This window comes from Saccharopolyspora sp. 6V (assembly GCF_020176785.1).
GTDB classification, from domain to species: Bacteria; Actinomycetota; Actinomycetes; order Mycobacteriales; family Pseudonocardiaceae; genus Saccharopolyspora_C; species Saccharopolyspora_C gregorii.
Genome location: NZ_JAIUKB010000147.1, coordinates 1 through 16,278 on the forward strand (window position 1 = coordinate 1; position 16,278 = coordinate 16,278).

Sequence of the window (16,278 nt, forward strand, 5' to 3'; positions counted from 1 at the left end):
CCCCGGTACTCCGGCGCGGTTCCCCGGTGTTCCGGCTCCCCCAGGTTTGCGCCCGGACCGCCCACGCCCGATCCCGTCCGCCCCCCGGTGCGGGCGGGTCTCCGGCTCGGCCCCGGCACGCGCTGAAGTCTGCCGTGGCCGGGGGCCCCGCAAGACCGTGAGAGCCCGCGGTGCCGCTGAGTAGAGCTACGCAACTCCACCGGGGGGCCGACGACGAGGAGCCGGGCGCGGACCTGCTGGTCCACACCCGGCTCCTCGGCAGCCCTCCGACCGATGGCCGGAACCGCCCGGTGTCAGATCGCCGCCACCCCGGTCTCCCCCGTCCGGACCCGCACCACGGAATCCACCGCGGTGACCCAGACCTTGCCGTCGCCGACCTTGCCGGTGCGGGCGGCACGCACGATCCCGTCGACGACCTCACCCACCGCCACGTCGTCCACGACGACCTCGACCCGGACCTTCTCCACGAAGTCCACCGCGTACTCGGCGCCGCGGTACACCTCGGTGTGGCCCTGCTGCCTGCCGTATCCCTGGACGTCGCTGACGGTCATGCCGAGCACGCCCAGCCTCCCCAGCGCGTCCTTGAGCGCGTCCAGCCTGCTGGGCTGGACGATCGCGGTCACCAGCTTCATGCGTTGCTGCCCTCCAGCTCGCGGTCGGCGCCGTCGGTGCGCACCGCCGGGCGGCGCGCGGAACGGCCGTCGCCGAAGTGGTACGCGGATTCGGCGTGCTCGGTCTCGTCGACGCCTTCGGCCTCGTCCTCCGGGCTCAGCCGGAAACCGACGGTGGCCTTGACGATCCAGGCCAGCAGCAGGCTTAGCGCGAACGAGTAGGCGAACACGACCACGGCGCCCACCGCCTGTCGCCACAGCTGGTCGAAGCCACCGCCGTAGAGCAGCCCGTTCACCCCGGCGGGCGCCGAACCGGAGGCGAAGAACCCGACCAGCAGGGTGCCGACCAGGCCGCCGACCAGGTGCACGCCGACCACGTCGAGCGAGTCGTCGAAGCCGAACCGGTACTTCAGGCTCAGGGCCAGCGCGCACACCGCGCCGGTGATCCCGCCGACCGCGATCGCGCCCAGCGGCGTCACCGACGAGCAGGCCGGGGTGATCGCCACGAGACCGGCGATGATGCCGGAGGCCGCGCCGAGCGTGGTGGCGTGACCGTCGCGCACCCGCTCCACCAGCAGCCAGGCCAGCATCGCCGCGCACGTCGCCACCAGCGTGTTCACCAGCACCACCGCCGCCGAGTTGTCGGCGGCCAACGCGGAACCGGCGTTGAAGCCGAACCAGCCGAACCAGAGCAGCCCGGCGCCGAGCACCACGAACGGCAGGCTGTGCGGCTTCCCGGTGCCCTTCGGCCAGCCCGCCCGCTTGCCGAGCACCAGCGCCAGGGCCAGCGCGGCCGCACCGGCGTTGATGTGCACCGCGGTACCGCCCGCGAAGTCGATGGCGGCGAGCCGGTTCGCGATCCAGCCGCCGACCGCGGTCACGTTCCCCGCATCGTCGGTCTCGTCGAACGCGAACACCCAGTGCGCCACCGGGAAGTACACGACGGTCGCCCACAACCCCGCGAACAGCAGCCACGGCCCGAAGCGGGCCCGGTCGGCGATGGCGCCGGAGATCAGCGCGACCGTCAGGATCGCGAACATGGCCTGGAAACCGGCGAACGCCAGCGTCGGGATCGTCCCGGACAGCTGGTCCTCGCCGAGCAGCCCGTCGAGCCCGAAGAACTGCACCGGGTCACCGAGCAGCCCGAGCCCGCCGAGGTCCCTGCCGAACGCGGCCGAGTACCCGAACAGCACCCACAGGACGCCGACGACGCCCATCGCTCCCAGACTCATCATGATCATGTTGAGCACGCCGCGGGCGCGCACCATGCCGCCGTAGAAGAAAGCCAGCCCTGGTGTCATGAGCAGCACCAGCGCGGCGCTGATCAGCACCCATGCGGTATCGCCTGAATTCACGTCGCCTCCCCGTGCGAACCGGTTGGGCGCATCCTGGGGAATGCCTGTTTCAGGCGATCCGTCCGCTCGTTTCCCCGCCGTGAACTGTCCGGGCCCTCGTGTTACGGCGACGTTCCCCGGTCACCACCAGGTCACGCGTCGAGCCGAGATCCGGCCGCCGAGTTCACTCCGCGCGCACCACGTTCAGCGAGGCCAGGACGGCGTCCCGATCGTTGATCGAGTCCAGCGCGTCCACCGGGAGCTCGAAGTAGTACAGCAGTTCCCGCAGCTCAGCGGCCTCTTCGGGGGACAGCGGGATGTTCTTCTCGCACAGCGTGCAAGCGATGCTGTCCAAGACCAGCCCGTGCTCCCCGGCCCGTGCAGCGCTCGACAGGTACGACGCGAAAACGCCCGGGGCCCGCCGTTGCACGGCGGACAGCAGATCGTCGACCCGATCCATGAACTCGTGCTCGTCCATGCTCATCGCTTCCTCCTCGGGTTTTCGATCACGCCTGGGCCGCCTTGCGGGAAGGTGGTCACCACCGATCCATCGGGATCCAGGATGACGACGATACGAACCCCGTCCCGAACACCGTTGACCAGCCAGCGCCCATCAGGTTCGTGCACTGGCGGCTGATCCGGATTCCGCCCCACGCTGCGCGCATTGTTCAAGATCAATTCCCGGTCCCATTCCGCCGGGAATTCGGTCTTGCCCGGAGCACCCGTGCCCGCGAGATGCCCGCCGCCCGTGCGGTCCCCGCCCAGGACGTGCGCCTCCCGCGCCGCCGTGATGTGCACCGAAGCCGGGTCGGGGTGCGGTTCGTCCACCGCGGCCCAGCCGTCGTACGGCGCGTCTCCCAGCCGCTGTTCGAGCCCTGCGTCCACCTGGGAGTAGACCCGGCTCTCGGAACCGATCTCGGTGTCCGAGCCCGCCCATTCCCGCAACCGGGCGGCGGCGCCGCTGTCGGCGAGGCGTGCGACGGCGACTTCCCGGTCGGCGTCGTAGTTGCTCTTGATCCGTTCCACGATCGCGAGCACCGCGAAGTACTCCCCGACGTCCACGGCGGCGGACGCCGCTTTCGCCCAGGGACCCGGTAGGTAGCCCAGGGCCGTGGCCAGGACGTCGAGGAACCGGTCATCTTCACGCTGTTCGGCGAGCGTGCGCATGCCCTGCTGCGCTCGCTGGACGCCCTTCGCCAGTTCGCGGCACGACTGGGCGAGCAGGGTGGTGGTCGCCGTGACGGCGGGGAAGATCTGCGCGGTCCCGCACAGCTGGGACTTCGTCTCCCAGTACCCGCGAATCCGGTCGAACACCTCTCCCCGGTTGTCCCGCACGAGACCGTCGATCAGCGCGTCGCCTTCCGCCGAGATCTCGTGCAGCACTCCGACCAGGTGCTCCCATTCGCCCGCGGCGAACCGGAGCCGCTCCGGATACCCGTCCGGCCAGTAGTCGAACGCCCAGTCCGGGCGCGGTTGCGCAGGCGCGGCCGCGGCGCAGGACGGCGGCGGGGCGCTCGGACGCACCTCATCGACACCGAGCGCGGGCAACCGGTTCGGAACGCGGGAGCCGTGCCCGGCCGTGGAGGCGAGCTCGGAGTCGACGTAGTTGTTGCCGGTGTCCGTCATCCCCTGCGCGATCCCGCCGAGCACGTTCGTTGCGGCGCGCAACGTTCCCCACAACATCCGCACCGCGTGGTCGTACAACGATCGCCAGGACGCCAGCACCGGATCCGCCCCGGCCATACCGGCCGCCGACTCGGCCAGGTTCCTGCTGATCCACGCCATGTTGTCGGCGAGACGCTGTTGGAGCCCGTAGAACGAGCGCGCCACGCGGCGGAGTTCCTCGACCGAGACGTCCACCTCGTCGGCGCCCGCGGACCCGCCCGCCGACATCGGCGCGGTGCCCGCCGGGCCTGCGGAACCGCCGGACGCGGCCGGGCCACCCCAGATACCGAGGTTGGCCCCATGCGCGTGCCGGTAGTTCTCGTCGATCTCCGCCAGCAGGCGCGCCAATGCGGCCAGGTTCAGGGCCATCTCGTCCGCGGCCCGCATCCACTCCGCCCGTGCCGCGTCGAAGCTCTCCGCGGCGACGCCCGACCAGCCGGCTCGGAGCGGACCCAGGTAGGCGTCGAGCCGGGCGAGCTGTTCCTCGATGTCGGCACCGGTGCCTTCGACCGAATGCCGCGCCTCGCCGAGCGAGGCGTACCGAACCGCGAACCTGTCCACTGCGCCCCTCCGCGAGCTGATCTTCAGGCATTCTCGCGGTCGAGCGACTCGGCGTTCAACCGGTTCCGGGGGGTTCGGGGGCCGGTCAGCCGAGGAGGGCGTCGACGAAGGCGGCGGGCTCGAAGGGGGCCAGGTCGTCCGGGCCTTCGCCGAGGCCGACGAGCTTGACCGGAACGCCCAGCTCGCGCTGCACCTGGAAGACGATGCCGCCCTTCGCGGTGCCGTCCAGCTTGGTGAGCACGATGCCCGTCACGTCCACGACCTCGGAGAACACCCGGGCCTGCACCAGCCCGTTCTGCCCGGTGGTGGCGTCCAGCACCAGCAGCACCTCGTCGACCTGGGCGCGCTTCTCCACCACCCGCTTGACCTTGCCGAGCTCGTCCATCAGCCCGGTCTTGGTGTGCAGCCGGCCCGCGGTGTCGATCAGCACCGCGTCCACGCCGCTGTCGGTGGCGCGGGAGACCGATTCGAACGCGACGCTCGCCGGGTCCTGGCCCTCGTTGCCGCGCACCACCTCGGCGCCGACCCGCTCACCCCAGGTGGCGAGCTGTTCGACGGCGGCGGCGCGGAACGTGTCGGCGGCGCCGAGCAGCACCCGGTGGCCGTCGGCGACCAGCACCCGCGCCAGCTTGCCGGTGGTGGTGGTCTTGCCGGTGCCGTTGACGCCGACGACCAGCAGCACCGCGGGCTTGCCGCCGTCGGCCGGGTCGCCGTGCGGCAGGGCGCGCACCGAGCGCTGCGCCTCGGTGCTCAGCGCGTCGATGAGGACCTCGCGCAGCAGCGCCCGCGCCTCGTCGGGGGTGCGCACGCCGCGCGAGGCGATCTCGGTGCGCAGCCGCTCCACGATCTCGGTCGTGGTGGCCGCGCCCAGGTCGGCCAGCAGCAGCGTGTCCTCGACCTCTTCCCAGGAGTCCTCGTCCAGGTCGCCCGCGCCCAGCAGGCCCAGCAGGCCCTGGCCGAACGTGGAGCGGGACCGGGACAGCCTGCCGCGCAGCCGCTCCAACCGGCCCGCGGTCGGCTCGATCTCCTCGACCTCGGTGACCGGTTCGGCGGCGGGCGCCGGTTCCGGCGGGGTCTCCACCCGTCCTTGGTCGGGCACGCGGGTCGCGGTGCCGGTCGAGTCGTCGCCGGGGATCTCGTCGGCGACGACCGAGCCACCGTCGGCGCCGTCCTGGACGCGTTCGGCGTCGGTCTCGGTCGCGCCGGAGCCGGTGTCGGTGTCGGTGTCGGTGGTGTCGGCGGGCTGCTCGCGGGGCGTGCCGGTCTCGGCCTCGACCTCGCCCTCGGCGGGCAGCGGCACGTCCACGATGCCGCGGCGCGCGCTGTCCCTCGGTTCCGCGGCGTCGTCGCCCACGCCGGGCTGGCCCTCGGTCTCCGGACGCTCCGGGACCGGGTGCTCCGGCTGGTCCGCCTCCGCGGGCGCGGCGGTCGCCCCGCCGCTGGAGAAGCTGAACCCGCCGCCCGCCTGGTACCCGCCGCCCTGCACCGCCGGGCGCTCCGCCTCCTGCTCGCGGAGGCTGATGCGGCGCCTGCGCGCCAGCACGATGCCGGCGACCACGGCCAGCACCAGCAGGACGGCGACGACAACGACGACCAGGATCAGGTTCGAGGTGGACACGGCGCCCATCCTCGCACCCGCCCGGAGCAGCAGCGGGACAACCCCAAGGTGGGCGATTCACCAACAATGGCGGAAAGGCGCTTGCGTCCCCCAGCTCGGTGCAATACACCACTGAGCATGTCCTCATGGCGAGTCCTCGGCCTGCTCTCCGGCACGTCGATGGACGGCATCGACGTCGCCGCCGCCGAGCTGAGCACCGCGGGCGACGGCGTCGTCGAACTGCGGCCGCTCGGGTTCGCCGAGGTCCCCTACCCGCCCGCGCTGCGCGAACGGCTGCAGGCCGCGCTGCCACCGGCGGCCGTGGACGCGCGGGAGTTCTGCGTGCTCGACACCGAGGTCGGCCGCGCCTTCGCCGACGCGGCCCGGCACGGCCTCGCCGAGTTCGGCGGCGCCGACCTGATCTCCTCGCTCGGCCAGACGCTCTACCACTGGGTGGAGGACGGGCGGGCGCGCGGCACCACCCAGCTCGGCAGGCCCGCGTGGATCGCCGAAGCCACCGGGTTGCCGGTGCTCGCCGACCTGCGCGCCCGCGACGTCGCCGCGGGCGGGCACGGCGCGCCGCTCGCCGGGGTGCTCGACGCGCTGTGGCTCGCCGACCGGCCGGGGCCGGTCATCGCGCTCAACATCGGCGGCATCGCCAACATCACCGTCGTCGGCGGCCCCGAACCGCTCGCCTACGACACCGGGCCCGGCAACGCGCTGCTCGACGCCGCCGCCGCGCGCGTCACCGGCGGTGCGGCGGCCGGCGACGTCGACGGACGGCTCGCCGCTGCGGGGCGGGTGCGGCCGGAACTCCTCGAACGGTTGCTCGCCGACGCCTACTACCGGGCGGAGCCGCCGAAGTCGACCGGCAAGGAGCACTTCAACGCCGCCTACCTCGACGAGGTCCTGCGCGGCACCGACCTCGACGGGCCCGACCTGCTCGCCACGCTCACCGAGCTCACCGCCGCCACCGTCGCCGACGCCTGCCACCGGCACCGCGCGCGCGAGGTCGTCGCCTCCGGCGGCGGGGTGCGCAACCCGGCGCTGCTGGCCGCGCTGCGGCGCAGGCTCGGCACCGGGGTGGACCTGCACGTCAGCGACGACCTCGGGTTGCCCGCCGCGGGCAAGGAGGGTTACCTCGCGGCGCTGCTGGGCTGGCTGACCTGGAACGGGCTGCCCGGCAACGTGCCCGGCACGACCGGCGCCGACGGCCCCCGGCTGCTCGGCTCGCTCACCCCCGGAACCGGACCGCTGCGCCTGCCCGAACCCGCGGCCGGACCGGTGCGGAGCCTGCGCATCACCCACCCCACGACACTGGAGGCCGAATGAGGTCGATCGATCTCATCGTGATCGGGCTGTACCTGGTCGCGATGCCGCTGCTGGGCCTGCTGCTCAGCGGCAGGCAGCGCAGCTCGCAGGAGTACTTCGTCGGCAGCCGGACCCTGCCGTGGTGGGCGGTGTGCTTCTCCGTCGTCGCCACCGAGACCTCGACGCTGACCGTGATCAGCGTGCCGACGGTCGCCTACCTCGGCACCTTCACCTACCTCCAGCTGGCCATCGGGTACCTGATCGGCCGCGTCGTGGTGGCGTTCGTGCTGCTGCCCAAGTACTACGCCGGGAACCTGGTCAGCGCCTACGAATTCCTCGGGCAGCGGTTCGGCTCCGGGTTGCAGGGCACCGCGTCGGTGACCTTCCTGATCACCCGGCTGCTCGCGGACGGGCTGCGGCTGTTCGCCACCGCGATCCCGGTGAAGGTGATGCTGGAGGTGTTCGGCCTCAGCGTCTCCTACTGGCAGATCGTGCTCGCGCTGTCGGTGCTGACCGTGATCTACACCTACCTCGGCGGGATCAAGGCCGTCGTGTGGGTCGACGCGATCCAGATGTTCGTCTACGTGGCCGGTGCGGTGCTGGCCGCGGTGGTGCTCGCGGGCGAGCTGCCCGGGGACTGGGTCTCGACCGCCTGGGAAGCGGGCAAGTTCCAGCTGTTCGACTTCGGGTCGTCCATCGTCACCGAGCAGTACGCGTTCTTCACCGCGGTGATCGGCGGCGCCGTGTTCGCGATGGCCTCGCACGGCGCCGACCAGCTGATGGTGCAGCGGCTGCTGTCCTGCCGGAACCTGCGGGACAGCCAGCTCGCCCTGATCACCAGCGGGGTCGTGGTGGCGGTGCAGTTCGCGCTGTTCCTGTTCATCGGCACCCAGCTGTGGTCCTTCTACCAGGGGGCCGATCCCGCGTCGTTGGGCATGGGCAGCGACGACGAGCTGTTCCCCCGGTTCATCGTGACCGAGCTGCCGCCCGGCGTGTCCGGGCTGCTGATCGCCGGCATCCTCGCCGCGGCGATGAGCACCCTGTCGTCCTCGCTGAACTCGCTGTCCACCTCCACCGTCAGCGACCTGTACCGGCGGATCGGGGGCAGCGGGGCGGACGATTCGAGCGTGCTGCGGCTCGGCAAGATGTGGACGCTGATCTGGGCGCTGGTGTTCGTGGTGTTCGCGTCCCTGTTCAGCAGCACCGACAACCCCGTCGTGGAGATCGGGCTGAGCATCGCCAGCTACACCTACGGCGCGCTGCTCGGCGCCTTCCTGCTGGGGCTGCTGGTGAAGCGGGCGCGGCAGAGCGACGCGATCATCGCCTTCGTGGCGACGCTGGTCGTGGTGCTCGTCCTGGCGTTCGGCGTGACGTTCCCGGACGGCGAGGGCGGCGAGGCGTCGCTGGCGTTCCCGTGGTTCACGCCCGTCGGGGTGATCGTCACGCTGCTGGTCGGCGGCCTGCTGTCGCTGCGGCACCCGGCGCCGCCCGAAGCGGAGAAGGTGGCGGCCACCGCCGACTCCGCCTGAAACCGCCGGTGAACGGCCCGCTCGCGGTGCGGGTGAGCCGTTCACCGCCGGTCGTCCTGCGCAATGCTCGCTGTTATTAGTGGCTGAAGCGTGATCAACGATCATCGCTGATCGTCGGACCGGGATCCCGGTGCTGGTCAGGCGCCGTCCTGGTCGGAATCGGCGGAGAGCACGATCGACGCCAGGTAGCCGTCGTCCTCCGGCACCACCTTCAGCAGCATCGAATCCTCGAAGATGTTGTCACCGTCGTTGAACGTGTCCCGCCCGGTGTGCTCGCTGTACGGGGCCCGCGCGAACACCGCCGAGTTCAGCTGCTCGTCGAACATGAGCTGGCTGGTCAGCACCCGCTCGTTGCTGACGTGCACCATCACGTGGACGTGCACCGTGCGGCCGGTGTACCAGCCGGGCCAGATGGTGGTGAACTCGACGACGCCGTCGGCGTTGCTGACCTGGGCGCCGCGCAGGTAGCGCTTGTCGTCGGTGGGCACCAGGTCCTGGTCCCCGCCGCCCCCACCGGGTCCTCCACCGCCCGGCTTCTCGCCGTCCTCCGGCGGCGGTCCCGGCGGCATGCCCCCGCCGCCGCCGGAGGACTGGGACTCGGCACCCGAGTACAGCCCGGCCGCGTCGCAGTGCCAGATCTCCACGACCGCGTTCGGCAGCGCCGCGCAGGTCTCGCTGTCCTGCACCTTCAGCGCCAGCCGCAGCCGCACGCCCTGCCGGTCCTCCCGGATGTCGCTGCGGACCTTGTCCGCGTCGAAGTAGTACGGCCCCTGCGTGGTGTCCGGGGTGAGCGTGCAGGTGTTCACGCCGGAGAACAGGTCCGACGCGTCCGCCGCGGTCTGCGGGGTGAGCGCTTGGCTCTCCCCCGTGGAAGTGGTGACGGTGGTGCTGCCGCCCGCCTGCGAGCCGCAGGCCGCGAGCAACGTGCCCAAGCCGATCGAGCCGACGCCGGCGAACATCGATCGCCTGCTGACCCGCTGCCCTTCGTGGTGGTCCGACATGCCGCCCTCTTTCGCAGTCTCGTTCGCGGAACGAGTTCGAAGTTAGAGCGGCGAGCTGCGAGGAGGCTGGGAACCGGCTGCGAGATCACCGGGCGTGCGGGGTCAGCTCCCGGCGGAGTCCTCGGGTGCGGCGGCGTCCTGCTCGGGAGCCGGGTCCTCCTGCGCCGGATCTTCCTGCGCCGGGTCCTCCTGCGCTCCAGCGGGAGCCGCGTCCTGCGCTCCAGCGGTGGCCGGGGCCTCCTGCGCCGACGTGGGCGCCGCGTCCGCGGGCACCGCGCCGTCGGCCACCGCCTCCGGCGCGGGCCCCTCGCCGGACTTCCCGGTTTTCCCGCCGCGCAGCCGCTGCGAGATGACCGTGGTGATCCCGTCCCCGCGCATGCTCACGCCGTAGAGCGCGTCGGCAATCTCCATCGTCGGCTTCTGGTGCGTGATGATGAGCAGCTGCGAGGTGCTGCGCAGCTGGTCCAGCAGGATGATCAGCCGCCGCAGGTTCGTGTCGTCCAGCGCGGCCTCGACCTCGTCGAGCACGTAGAACGGCGACGGGCGCGCCCGGAAGATCGACACCAGCATGGCGACCGCCGTCAGCGACTTCTCCCCGCCGGACAGCAGCGACAGCCGCTTGACCTTCTTGCCCGGCGGCCGCGCTTCCACCTCGATGCCGGTGGTGAGCATGTCGTCCGGGTCGGTGAGCACCAGCTTTCCGTCGCCGCCGGGGAACAGCACCGAGAACACCTTCTCGAACTCGGCGGCGACGTCGTGGAACGCGGACTGGAAGACCTCCAGGATCTTCTCGTCGACTTCCTTCACGACGTCCAGCAGGTCGCGGCGGGTGGACTTGATGTCCTCCAGCTGCGTGGACAGGAAGCGGTAGCGCTCCTCCAGCGCCGCGTACTCCTCCAGCGCCAGCGGGTTGACCTTGCCCAGCAACGACAGGTCCTTCTCGGCGCGCTTGGCGCGGCGTTCCTGGGTAGCGCGGTCGTAGGGCACCGACGGCGGCATGGTGACCTCTTCGCCGCGCTCCTTCGCCGCCTCGTACTCGGCGACCTCGGCGGGACTCGGCGGGACCGGGACGGTGGGGCCGTACTCCTCGGCGAGGTCGTCGAGGCCGATGCCGAAATCTTCGATGATCTTCGATTCGAGCTGTTCGATGCGCAGCCGCTGCTCGGCGCGCACCACCTCGTCGCGGTGGACCGCGTCGGTGAGCTTTTCCAGCTCGCCGCTGAGCTCCCGCACCCGCGCGCGCACCGCGCCCAGCGCCTGCTCGTGCTCGCTCTGCAACGCCTGCGCGGTGTCGCGTTCCTCGGTGGCCGCCCGCAGCGACACCGCGATCCGTTCCAACGCGGCTTCGGCACCGTCCACGACGGCCTTCGCGACGCGGGCGCCGCGCTCCCTGGCCTGGCGGGCCGCTTCGGCGCGGGCGCGGGCCTCGCGCTCCTGCCGGGCGGCGCGGCGCAGCTGGTCGGCGCGTCCCTGCACGGCGCGGGCGCGTTCCTCCGCGGTGCGCTGGCCGAGGCGGGCGTCCATCTCCTCCTGGCGCAGGGTGCCGAGCTCGCCGCCGAGCCGGTCGCGCAGCTCCGTGTCCGGTTCGGCCTGCTCCTCCTGCTCATCCTTGACGGCGGCGAGGCGCTCCTCCAGCTCCGCCAGCGAGGCCAGCGCCTGCTCGCGGGACTGCTCGACCTTGGCGCGCTGCTGGCGGACCCGCTCCACCTCGGCCACCGCGGACTGGGCGGCCTTGCGCAGGCTGGAGACGCGTTCGGAGCTGCGGGCCGCGGCGACCTTCGCCTCGTTGATCTGCTCCTGCACGGCGCGGACCTCGTCGCGGCGGGATTCCTCCTCGGCGCGGGCGCCCTCCAGCGCCGCCGAGTGCTGCTCCTGGCGGCGCTGCGCGGCGGCCAGCTCCTGCTCGGCCTCGGCGACGGCGGCCTGCACCTCGATGACGCTCTGCCCGTCGTCGGAACCGCCGGTGGCCCAGTGCCCGCCGAGCACGTCGCCGTCGCGGGTCACCGCCCGCACTTCGGGATTCCGCCGCACCACGTCGCGGGCGGCGGCGAGGTCGTCGACCACGGCCATCCGGTCCAGCGCCGTGGTCACCGCCGCGCGCAGCCCGTCCGGGGCGCGCACCAGGTCCACCGCCCAGTCCGCTCCCGCGGGCAGCTGCGGCCAGCCGGTGCGGTCCGGTTCGGCCGTGCCGCCGACGAGCACCCCGGCCTTGCCCGCGGCGTCGGACTTGAGCAGTTCCAGGGCGCGCACCGCATCGTCCACCCCGGACACGGCCACGGCGTCCGCGACGGCGCCGAGCGCCGCGGCCAGCGCCGCTTCCGCACCGGTGTCCACGGTCAGCAGCGCCGCCACCGAACCGAGCAGGCCCGGCACCTTCTCCCCCGCGCCGAGCAGCGCGCCCGCGCCGTCCTTGCGGTTCAGGCCCATCGACAGCGCCTCGACCCTGGCCTGCCAGGACGCGATCTCGCGCTCGGCGGCGCGTTCGGCCTTGACCAGCTCCTCCACCCGGGAGCGGGCGGCGTCCCGGGCCGCGGCCGCGTTCGCCTGGCGCTCCGGAAGCCCCGCATCATCGGATTCCTGGCCGCCGCTCTCCGCTTCGGCGTCGGCGAACGCCGTCTCGGCGACCTCGGCGCGCTCCTGCGATTCGGCGAGCGAGACGTTCAGCCGCTCCAGCTCGTCGGAGGTGGCGCTCGCCTTGCTGCGCATCGATTCGACCTGGCCGGAGAGCCGGGCTACGCCTTCGCGGCGGTCGGCGATGGCGCGGACCGCAGCCATGTGCTCGCGCTCGGCCTCCTTGAGCCGGTCCTCCAGCTCGGAGCGGCGGCGCACCACCTCGGCGAGGACCTCGCGGGCGGTCTCGACCTCCTCGCGGAGCTCGATCTCCTGCTCGGCGGCCTCTTCCGCTTCGGCGTCGAGCTGGTCGGGGTCGCGGCCGGTGCGCTGCTCGGTGTTCTGCGCGGTGAGGTGCTTGTGCCGTTCCGCGGCGAGGCGCAGCGTGCCGTGCAGCCGCTCCTCCAGCGCGGACAGCCGGTACCAGGTGTCCTGGGCGCGGTGGAGTCGCGGCGCGTCGGCGGCGACCTTCTCCTCCAGCCCCTTCTCCTCGGACTGGGCGAACTGCAGGCCGCGCTCGACCTCGGCGCGCTTGGCCTTCGCCTCTTCCTGGTCGGCCTGGTCGCGGGCCAGCTCGGCGCGGGAGGACAGCAGGTCGTCGGCGATGAGCCGCAGCCGGGCGTCGCGCAGGTCGGCCTGCACGGTCTGCGCCTTGCGGGCGATCTCGGCCTGCTTGCCGAGCGGCTTCAGCTGGCGGCGCAGCTCCCCGGTGAGGTCGGTGAGCCGGGTCAGGTTGGCCTGCATCGCGTCGAGCTTGCGGAGCGCCTTCTCCTTGCGCTTGCGGTGCTTGAGCACGCCCGCGGCCTCCTCGACGAGCCTGCGGTGCTCGTCCGGCTTGGCCTGCAGGATGGAGGCGAGCTGGCCCTGGCCGACGATGACGTGCATCTCACGGCCGATGCCGGAGTCCGACAGCAGCTCCTGCACGTCCATCAGGCGGCAGCTGTTGCCGTTGATCTCGTACTCGCTGGCGCCGTCCCGGTACATCCGGCGGGTGATCGACACCTCGGTGTACTCGATGGGCAGCGCGCCGTCGGAGTTGTCGATGGTGAGCGTGACCTCGGCGCGGCCCAGCGGCGCGCGGCCGGAGGTGCCGGCGAAGATGACGTCCTCCATCTTGCCGCCGCGCAGGTCCTTGGCGCCCTGCTCGCCCATCACCCAGCGCAGCGCGTCCAGCACGTTCGACTTGCCGGAGCCGTTGGGCCCGACCACGCAGGTGATGCCCGGTTCGAAGCGCAGCGTGGTGGCCGAGGCGAAGGACTTGAACCCTTTGAGCGTCAGGCTCTTCAAGTGCACGGCTGCGATCGACCTTTCCGCGAGTGCTGCCTGCGTGCGGCGTTCGGCAGAGCCTACCCGCCGCGATGTTCACCACCGGCGGAACCGGGCCGGGCGGGGCGGGTCAGCGTTCGACGAAGCCCGTGCGGTCGCCCTTCGGCTCGGACCACTGCTCGGCGACGTGCTCGACCTCGCCGGGGGTCCCGCCGGAGCGCAGCGCCGCCAACAGCCGCTCGCAGGCGTCCCGCGGACCTTCGGCGACCACTTCGACGCGGCGGGCGGGCAGGTTCGTGGCGCTGCCGACCAGGCCGAGTTCGAGGGCGCGGGCCCGGGTCCACCAGCGGAATCCGACGCCGTGCACGTGCCCGTGCACCCAAGCCGTCAGCCGGGCCTGCTCGGTGGTGGCGGAGGTGTCGTCGAGATCGCTCACACCTCGCATGATGCCCGCCGCGCGGGGCCGCGCCGACCGCACCCCGCACGCTCCGCGACCACACGTCACCCGAAGGTGTGCCCACGGTGGATTTTCGCGGTGAATCACCAGCGCACGGCCCGGGTGATCGACTGCGCGCGCGGAACCCGGCCCGAACGGGGCTTGCCCAGGCGGCTACCGTGTCGCGAGATCCACGCGCTACGTCCGGAACGTCGACTTCCGCCCGAACCGGACGCCGCCGGTAGCAGCGGCACGGGTGCGCCGGCCCGTGCCGTCGGGACTGAACGAGTGGGACACGATGGACCCTTTAGCACCTGACCCCGCCGCGCAGGCCGGGGAACCGACCGGGACGCGGTCGCGAAGACTCGCCCTGTGGGCGACGACCGGAGTGGTCGTGGCCACCGGTTTCGCCGCCTCCGCGGCCGTCGTCGTCGGTGACCAGCAGCGCGAAGCCGCCGAGCAGTTCCCCGCGGTCTCGCCGAGCGGGACGACGCTGCTGACCACCACGGGCTACCCGGGGGTGCCGCGGCCGGTGGGACCACCGCAGCTGGCACCGCCCCCGCCGCCGGGCACCTCCCCCGCCGACACCGCGTCGAGCGAGGTGGAGGAGACCGGCGAGACCTCCGCGAGCACCTCGCAGCCGCCGGACGACGGTTCCGCACCGCCGCCACCGCCGCGCCCGACCTGGGTTCCGCCGGACACCGGCACCCCGAAGCCGCCGCCTCCGCCGCCACCGACCACGTCGGAGCCGGAGCCGCCGCCCACCACGTCGAGCCCGCCGACGTCTCCGCCGGACACCTCGGAGCCCACGACGCAACCGCCGACGGAGTCCAGCGGCTCCTCCGGTCCCTCCGCCTCGCGCACCGAGGAACCGACCACCCGCAGCAGCTCCGCGGAGGAGCCGACGACCTCGGCCACCCCCTCGGCGGACGTGACCGGCTGACCGGTCCCGGCCGTTCGGCCGGGGCGGTTGCCCCGTTCGCCCGGCACCGGCGGTCGAACGGTGCATTCCCGCGCACTGCGGCGGAAGGGTTCGACCGCGCCGTGCTAAACACGAAGCGCACGTCCCCGAACGCGCCGCGCCGACCGCTCCGGCCGGGCGAGCCGCACGCGGCTGCTCGCGCGCACGAACCCACCTCCACGAGGCACCCACGATGAGCGAATCAGAGGCGACCCCCGCTGCCGGTGGCAAGCGGGGGCGCAAGCAGCTGCGCCCCGACCCGGCCGACGGCCCGGTCGCCGCGTTCGCCTACCGGTTGTGCGAGCTCAAGGAATCCGCCGGCGACCCGTCGTACGACCGGATGCGCGCCGATTTCGGGGCCGCCGCGTCGAAGTCGGCGCTGTCCTCGGCCGCGCGCGGGCAGGACCTGCCGTCCTGGGAGACGACGTGGGAGTACGTGCGCAGCCTCGCGGTCGGCGCGCTCGGGCAGGACGCCGAGACGGTCCGCCGCGAGTGGTCCCGCCGCTGGGAGCACGCCCGCTCCGCCGCGGAGCAGCCGTCCGCGGCGGAACCCGAACCCGCGGTGCGGCGCGACCCTCCCGCCACCGAACCCGACCCGGAGTCCGGGCCCGACCGGGCGCGCCGCCGCGGCTGGATCCTGGCCGGCACCGGCGCCGCGGTGGTGCTGGTGGCCGCCGCGCTCGGCTGGTACCTGCTGTCCGGCCCGGAGCGCCCCATCCCGGGCGACGCGTCGGTGATGCTGGGCGAAACGGTGCCGGACGAGACGCCGATCCCGGCGGGGACGAGCTTCGTGAAGTCCTGGGACATCAAGAACGTGGGCCGGGTGCCCTGGACCGGGCGCTACCTGGAGCAGACCGGCGAGCGGGTCGGAGACGCCGAGTGCACCGCGCCGCAGCGCGTGTGGATCCGGGACACCCCGGCCGGCGAGCAGGTGCGGATCACCGTTCCGGTCGTGGCCGGGGAGAAGACCGGCCAGTGCAAGATCGCCTGGAAGATGGTCGACGAGAACGGCGACCTGTTCTTCCCCGATCAGGCGCTGCGCCCGGTGTTCTTCGACATCCGCGTGACACCGGGCTCCGCCTGAGCAATTCCGGAGGGGGTGCCTCCGCCCGCGTTTCCGGGACGAAGGCACCCGCCGTCCGCATTCCCCAGGGGTTGGTCTCGGATTCCCCATGTCCGCGCCTCTCCCGGTGGTTCGAGTGATCGCCGCAGACGTACCGGTCGCGGAATTCCGCGGCCGGTTCCCCACGTGCGGCGATCGCTCCGGCAGCCTGCGGGCGATCCCCCAGAAGGTCGTCCGCCGCTGCCGTGCCGACTACGTTGCCAGCCGCTGCGGGCCGCGTCGAGCGATCATTGGCCGCGACCGCCGGAAGCAATGTCCGCGCAGGTAGGCGAA

Annotated in this window: 12 protein-coding genes; 3 read left to right on the plus strand and 9 right to left on the minus strand. The window is 72.7% G+C overall.

Annotation, left to right across the window (positions count from 1 at the left end; all coding sequences use genetic code 11):
- Nucleotides 1-293 precede the first annotated feature (293 nt).
- From LCD35_RS25080 to ftsY, 5 genes are all read right to left on the minus strand, one after another.
- Entirely contained in the window at nt 294-632 is a 339-nt protein-coding gene (locus tag LCD35_RS25080) for a P-II family nitrogen regulator (RefSeq protein ID WP_224958787.1), read from the minus strand.
- Nucleotides 629-1,966, minus strand: coding sequence for an ammonium transporter (locus LCD35_RS25085; protein ID WP_224958785.1), 1,338 nt, complete (start codon nt 1,964-1,966; stop codon nt 629-631). The genes LCD35_RS25080 and LCD35_RS25085 overlap by 4 nt, the downstream gene beginning before the upstream one ends.
- A 163-nt stretch (nt 1,967-2,129) precedes the next feature.
- Complete coding sequence (locus LCD35_RS25090; protein WP_224958784.1) at nt 2,130-2,429, minus strand: hypothetical protein; 300 nt, start codon at nt 2,427-2,429, stop codon at nt 2,130-2,132.
- A complete protein-coding gene (locus LCD35_RS25095; protein WP_225045067.1) occupies nt 2,426-4,171 on the minus strand; it encodes a WXG100 family type VII secretion target in 1,746 nt (581 codons plus the stop codon). The genes LCD35_RS25090 and LCD35_RS25095 overlap by 4 nt, the downstream gene beginning before the upstream one ends.
- 85 nt (nt 4,172-4,256) lie before the next feature.
- Nucleotides 4,257-5,789, minus strand: a complete 1,533-nt coding sequence (gene ftsY / locus LCD35_RS25100) for a signal recognition particle-docking protein FtsY (protein WP_374108131.1) — start codon at nt 5,787-5,789, stop codon at nt 4,257-4,259.
- 117 nt (nt 5,790-5,906) lie between these two features.
- Here ftsY and LCD35_RS25105 point away from each other — a divergent pair, with 117 nt between their 5' ends.
- Both LCD35_RS25105 and LCD35_RS25110 read left to right on the plus strand, forming a co-directional pair.
- Nucleotides 5,907-7,100: an anhydro-N-acetylmuramic acid kinase gene (locus LCD35_RS25105; protein ID WP_224958781.1), complete on the plus strand. Its 1,194-nt coding sequence runs from the start codon at nt 5,907-5,909 to the stop codon at nt 7,098-7,100.
- Nucleotides 7,097-8,608, plus strand: a complete 1,512-nt coding sequence (locus LCD35_RS25110) for a sodium:solute symporter (RefSeq protein ID WP_224958780.1) — start codon at nt 7,097-7,099, stop codon at nt 8,606-8,608. The genes LCD35_RS25105 and LCD35_RS25110 overlap by 4 nt, the downstream gene beginning before the upstream one ends.
- A 137-nt stretch (nt 8,609-8,745) precedes the next feature.
- Here LCD35_RS25110 and LCD35_RS25115 read toward each other — a convergent pair whose 3' ends face one another.
- The 4 genes from LCD35_RS25115 to LCD35_RS25130 form a co-directional block, all read right to left on the minus strand.
- Nucleotides 8,746-9,609: a protocatechuate dioxygenase gene (locus tag LCD35_RS25115; RefSeq protein WP_224958779.1), complete on the minus strand. Its 864-nt coding sequence runs from the start codon at nt 9,607-9,609 to the stop codon at nt 8,746-8,748.
- Nucleotides 9,610-9,711: 102 nt separating this feature from the next.
- A complete protein-coding gene (gene smc / locus LCD35_RS25120) occupies nt 9,712-13,512 on the minus strand; it encodes a chromosome segregation protein SMC (RefSeq protein WP_224967692.1) in 3,801 nt (1,266 codons plus the stop codon).
- 103 nt (nt 13,513-13,615) lie between these two features.
- Nucleotides 13,616-13,921, minus strand: a complete 306-nt coding sequence (locus LCD35_RS25125; protein WP_374108132.1) for an acylphosphatase — start codon at nt 13,919-13,921, stop codon at nt 13,616-13,618.
- Between the two features lie 510 nt (nt 13,922-14,431).
- Entirely contained in the window at nt 14,432-14,839 is a 408-nt protein-coding gene (locus LCD35_RS25130; protein WP_224958776.1) for a hypothetical protein, read from the minus strand.
- 236 nt (nt 14,840-15,075) lie between these two features.
- On the opposite strand from LCD35_RS25130, the gene LCD35_RS25135 reads away from it, so the two are divergent.
- Complete coding sequence (locus LCD35_RS25135) at nt 15,076-15,966, plus strand: NBR1-Ig-like domain-containing protein (protein WP_224958775.1); 891 nt, start codon at nt 15,076-15,078, stop codon at nt 15,964-15,966.
- Nucleotides 15,967-16,278: the final 312 nt, after the last annotated feature.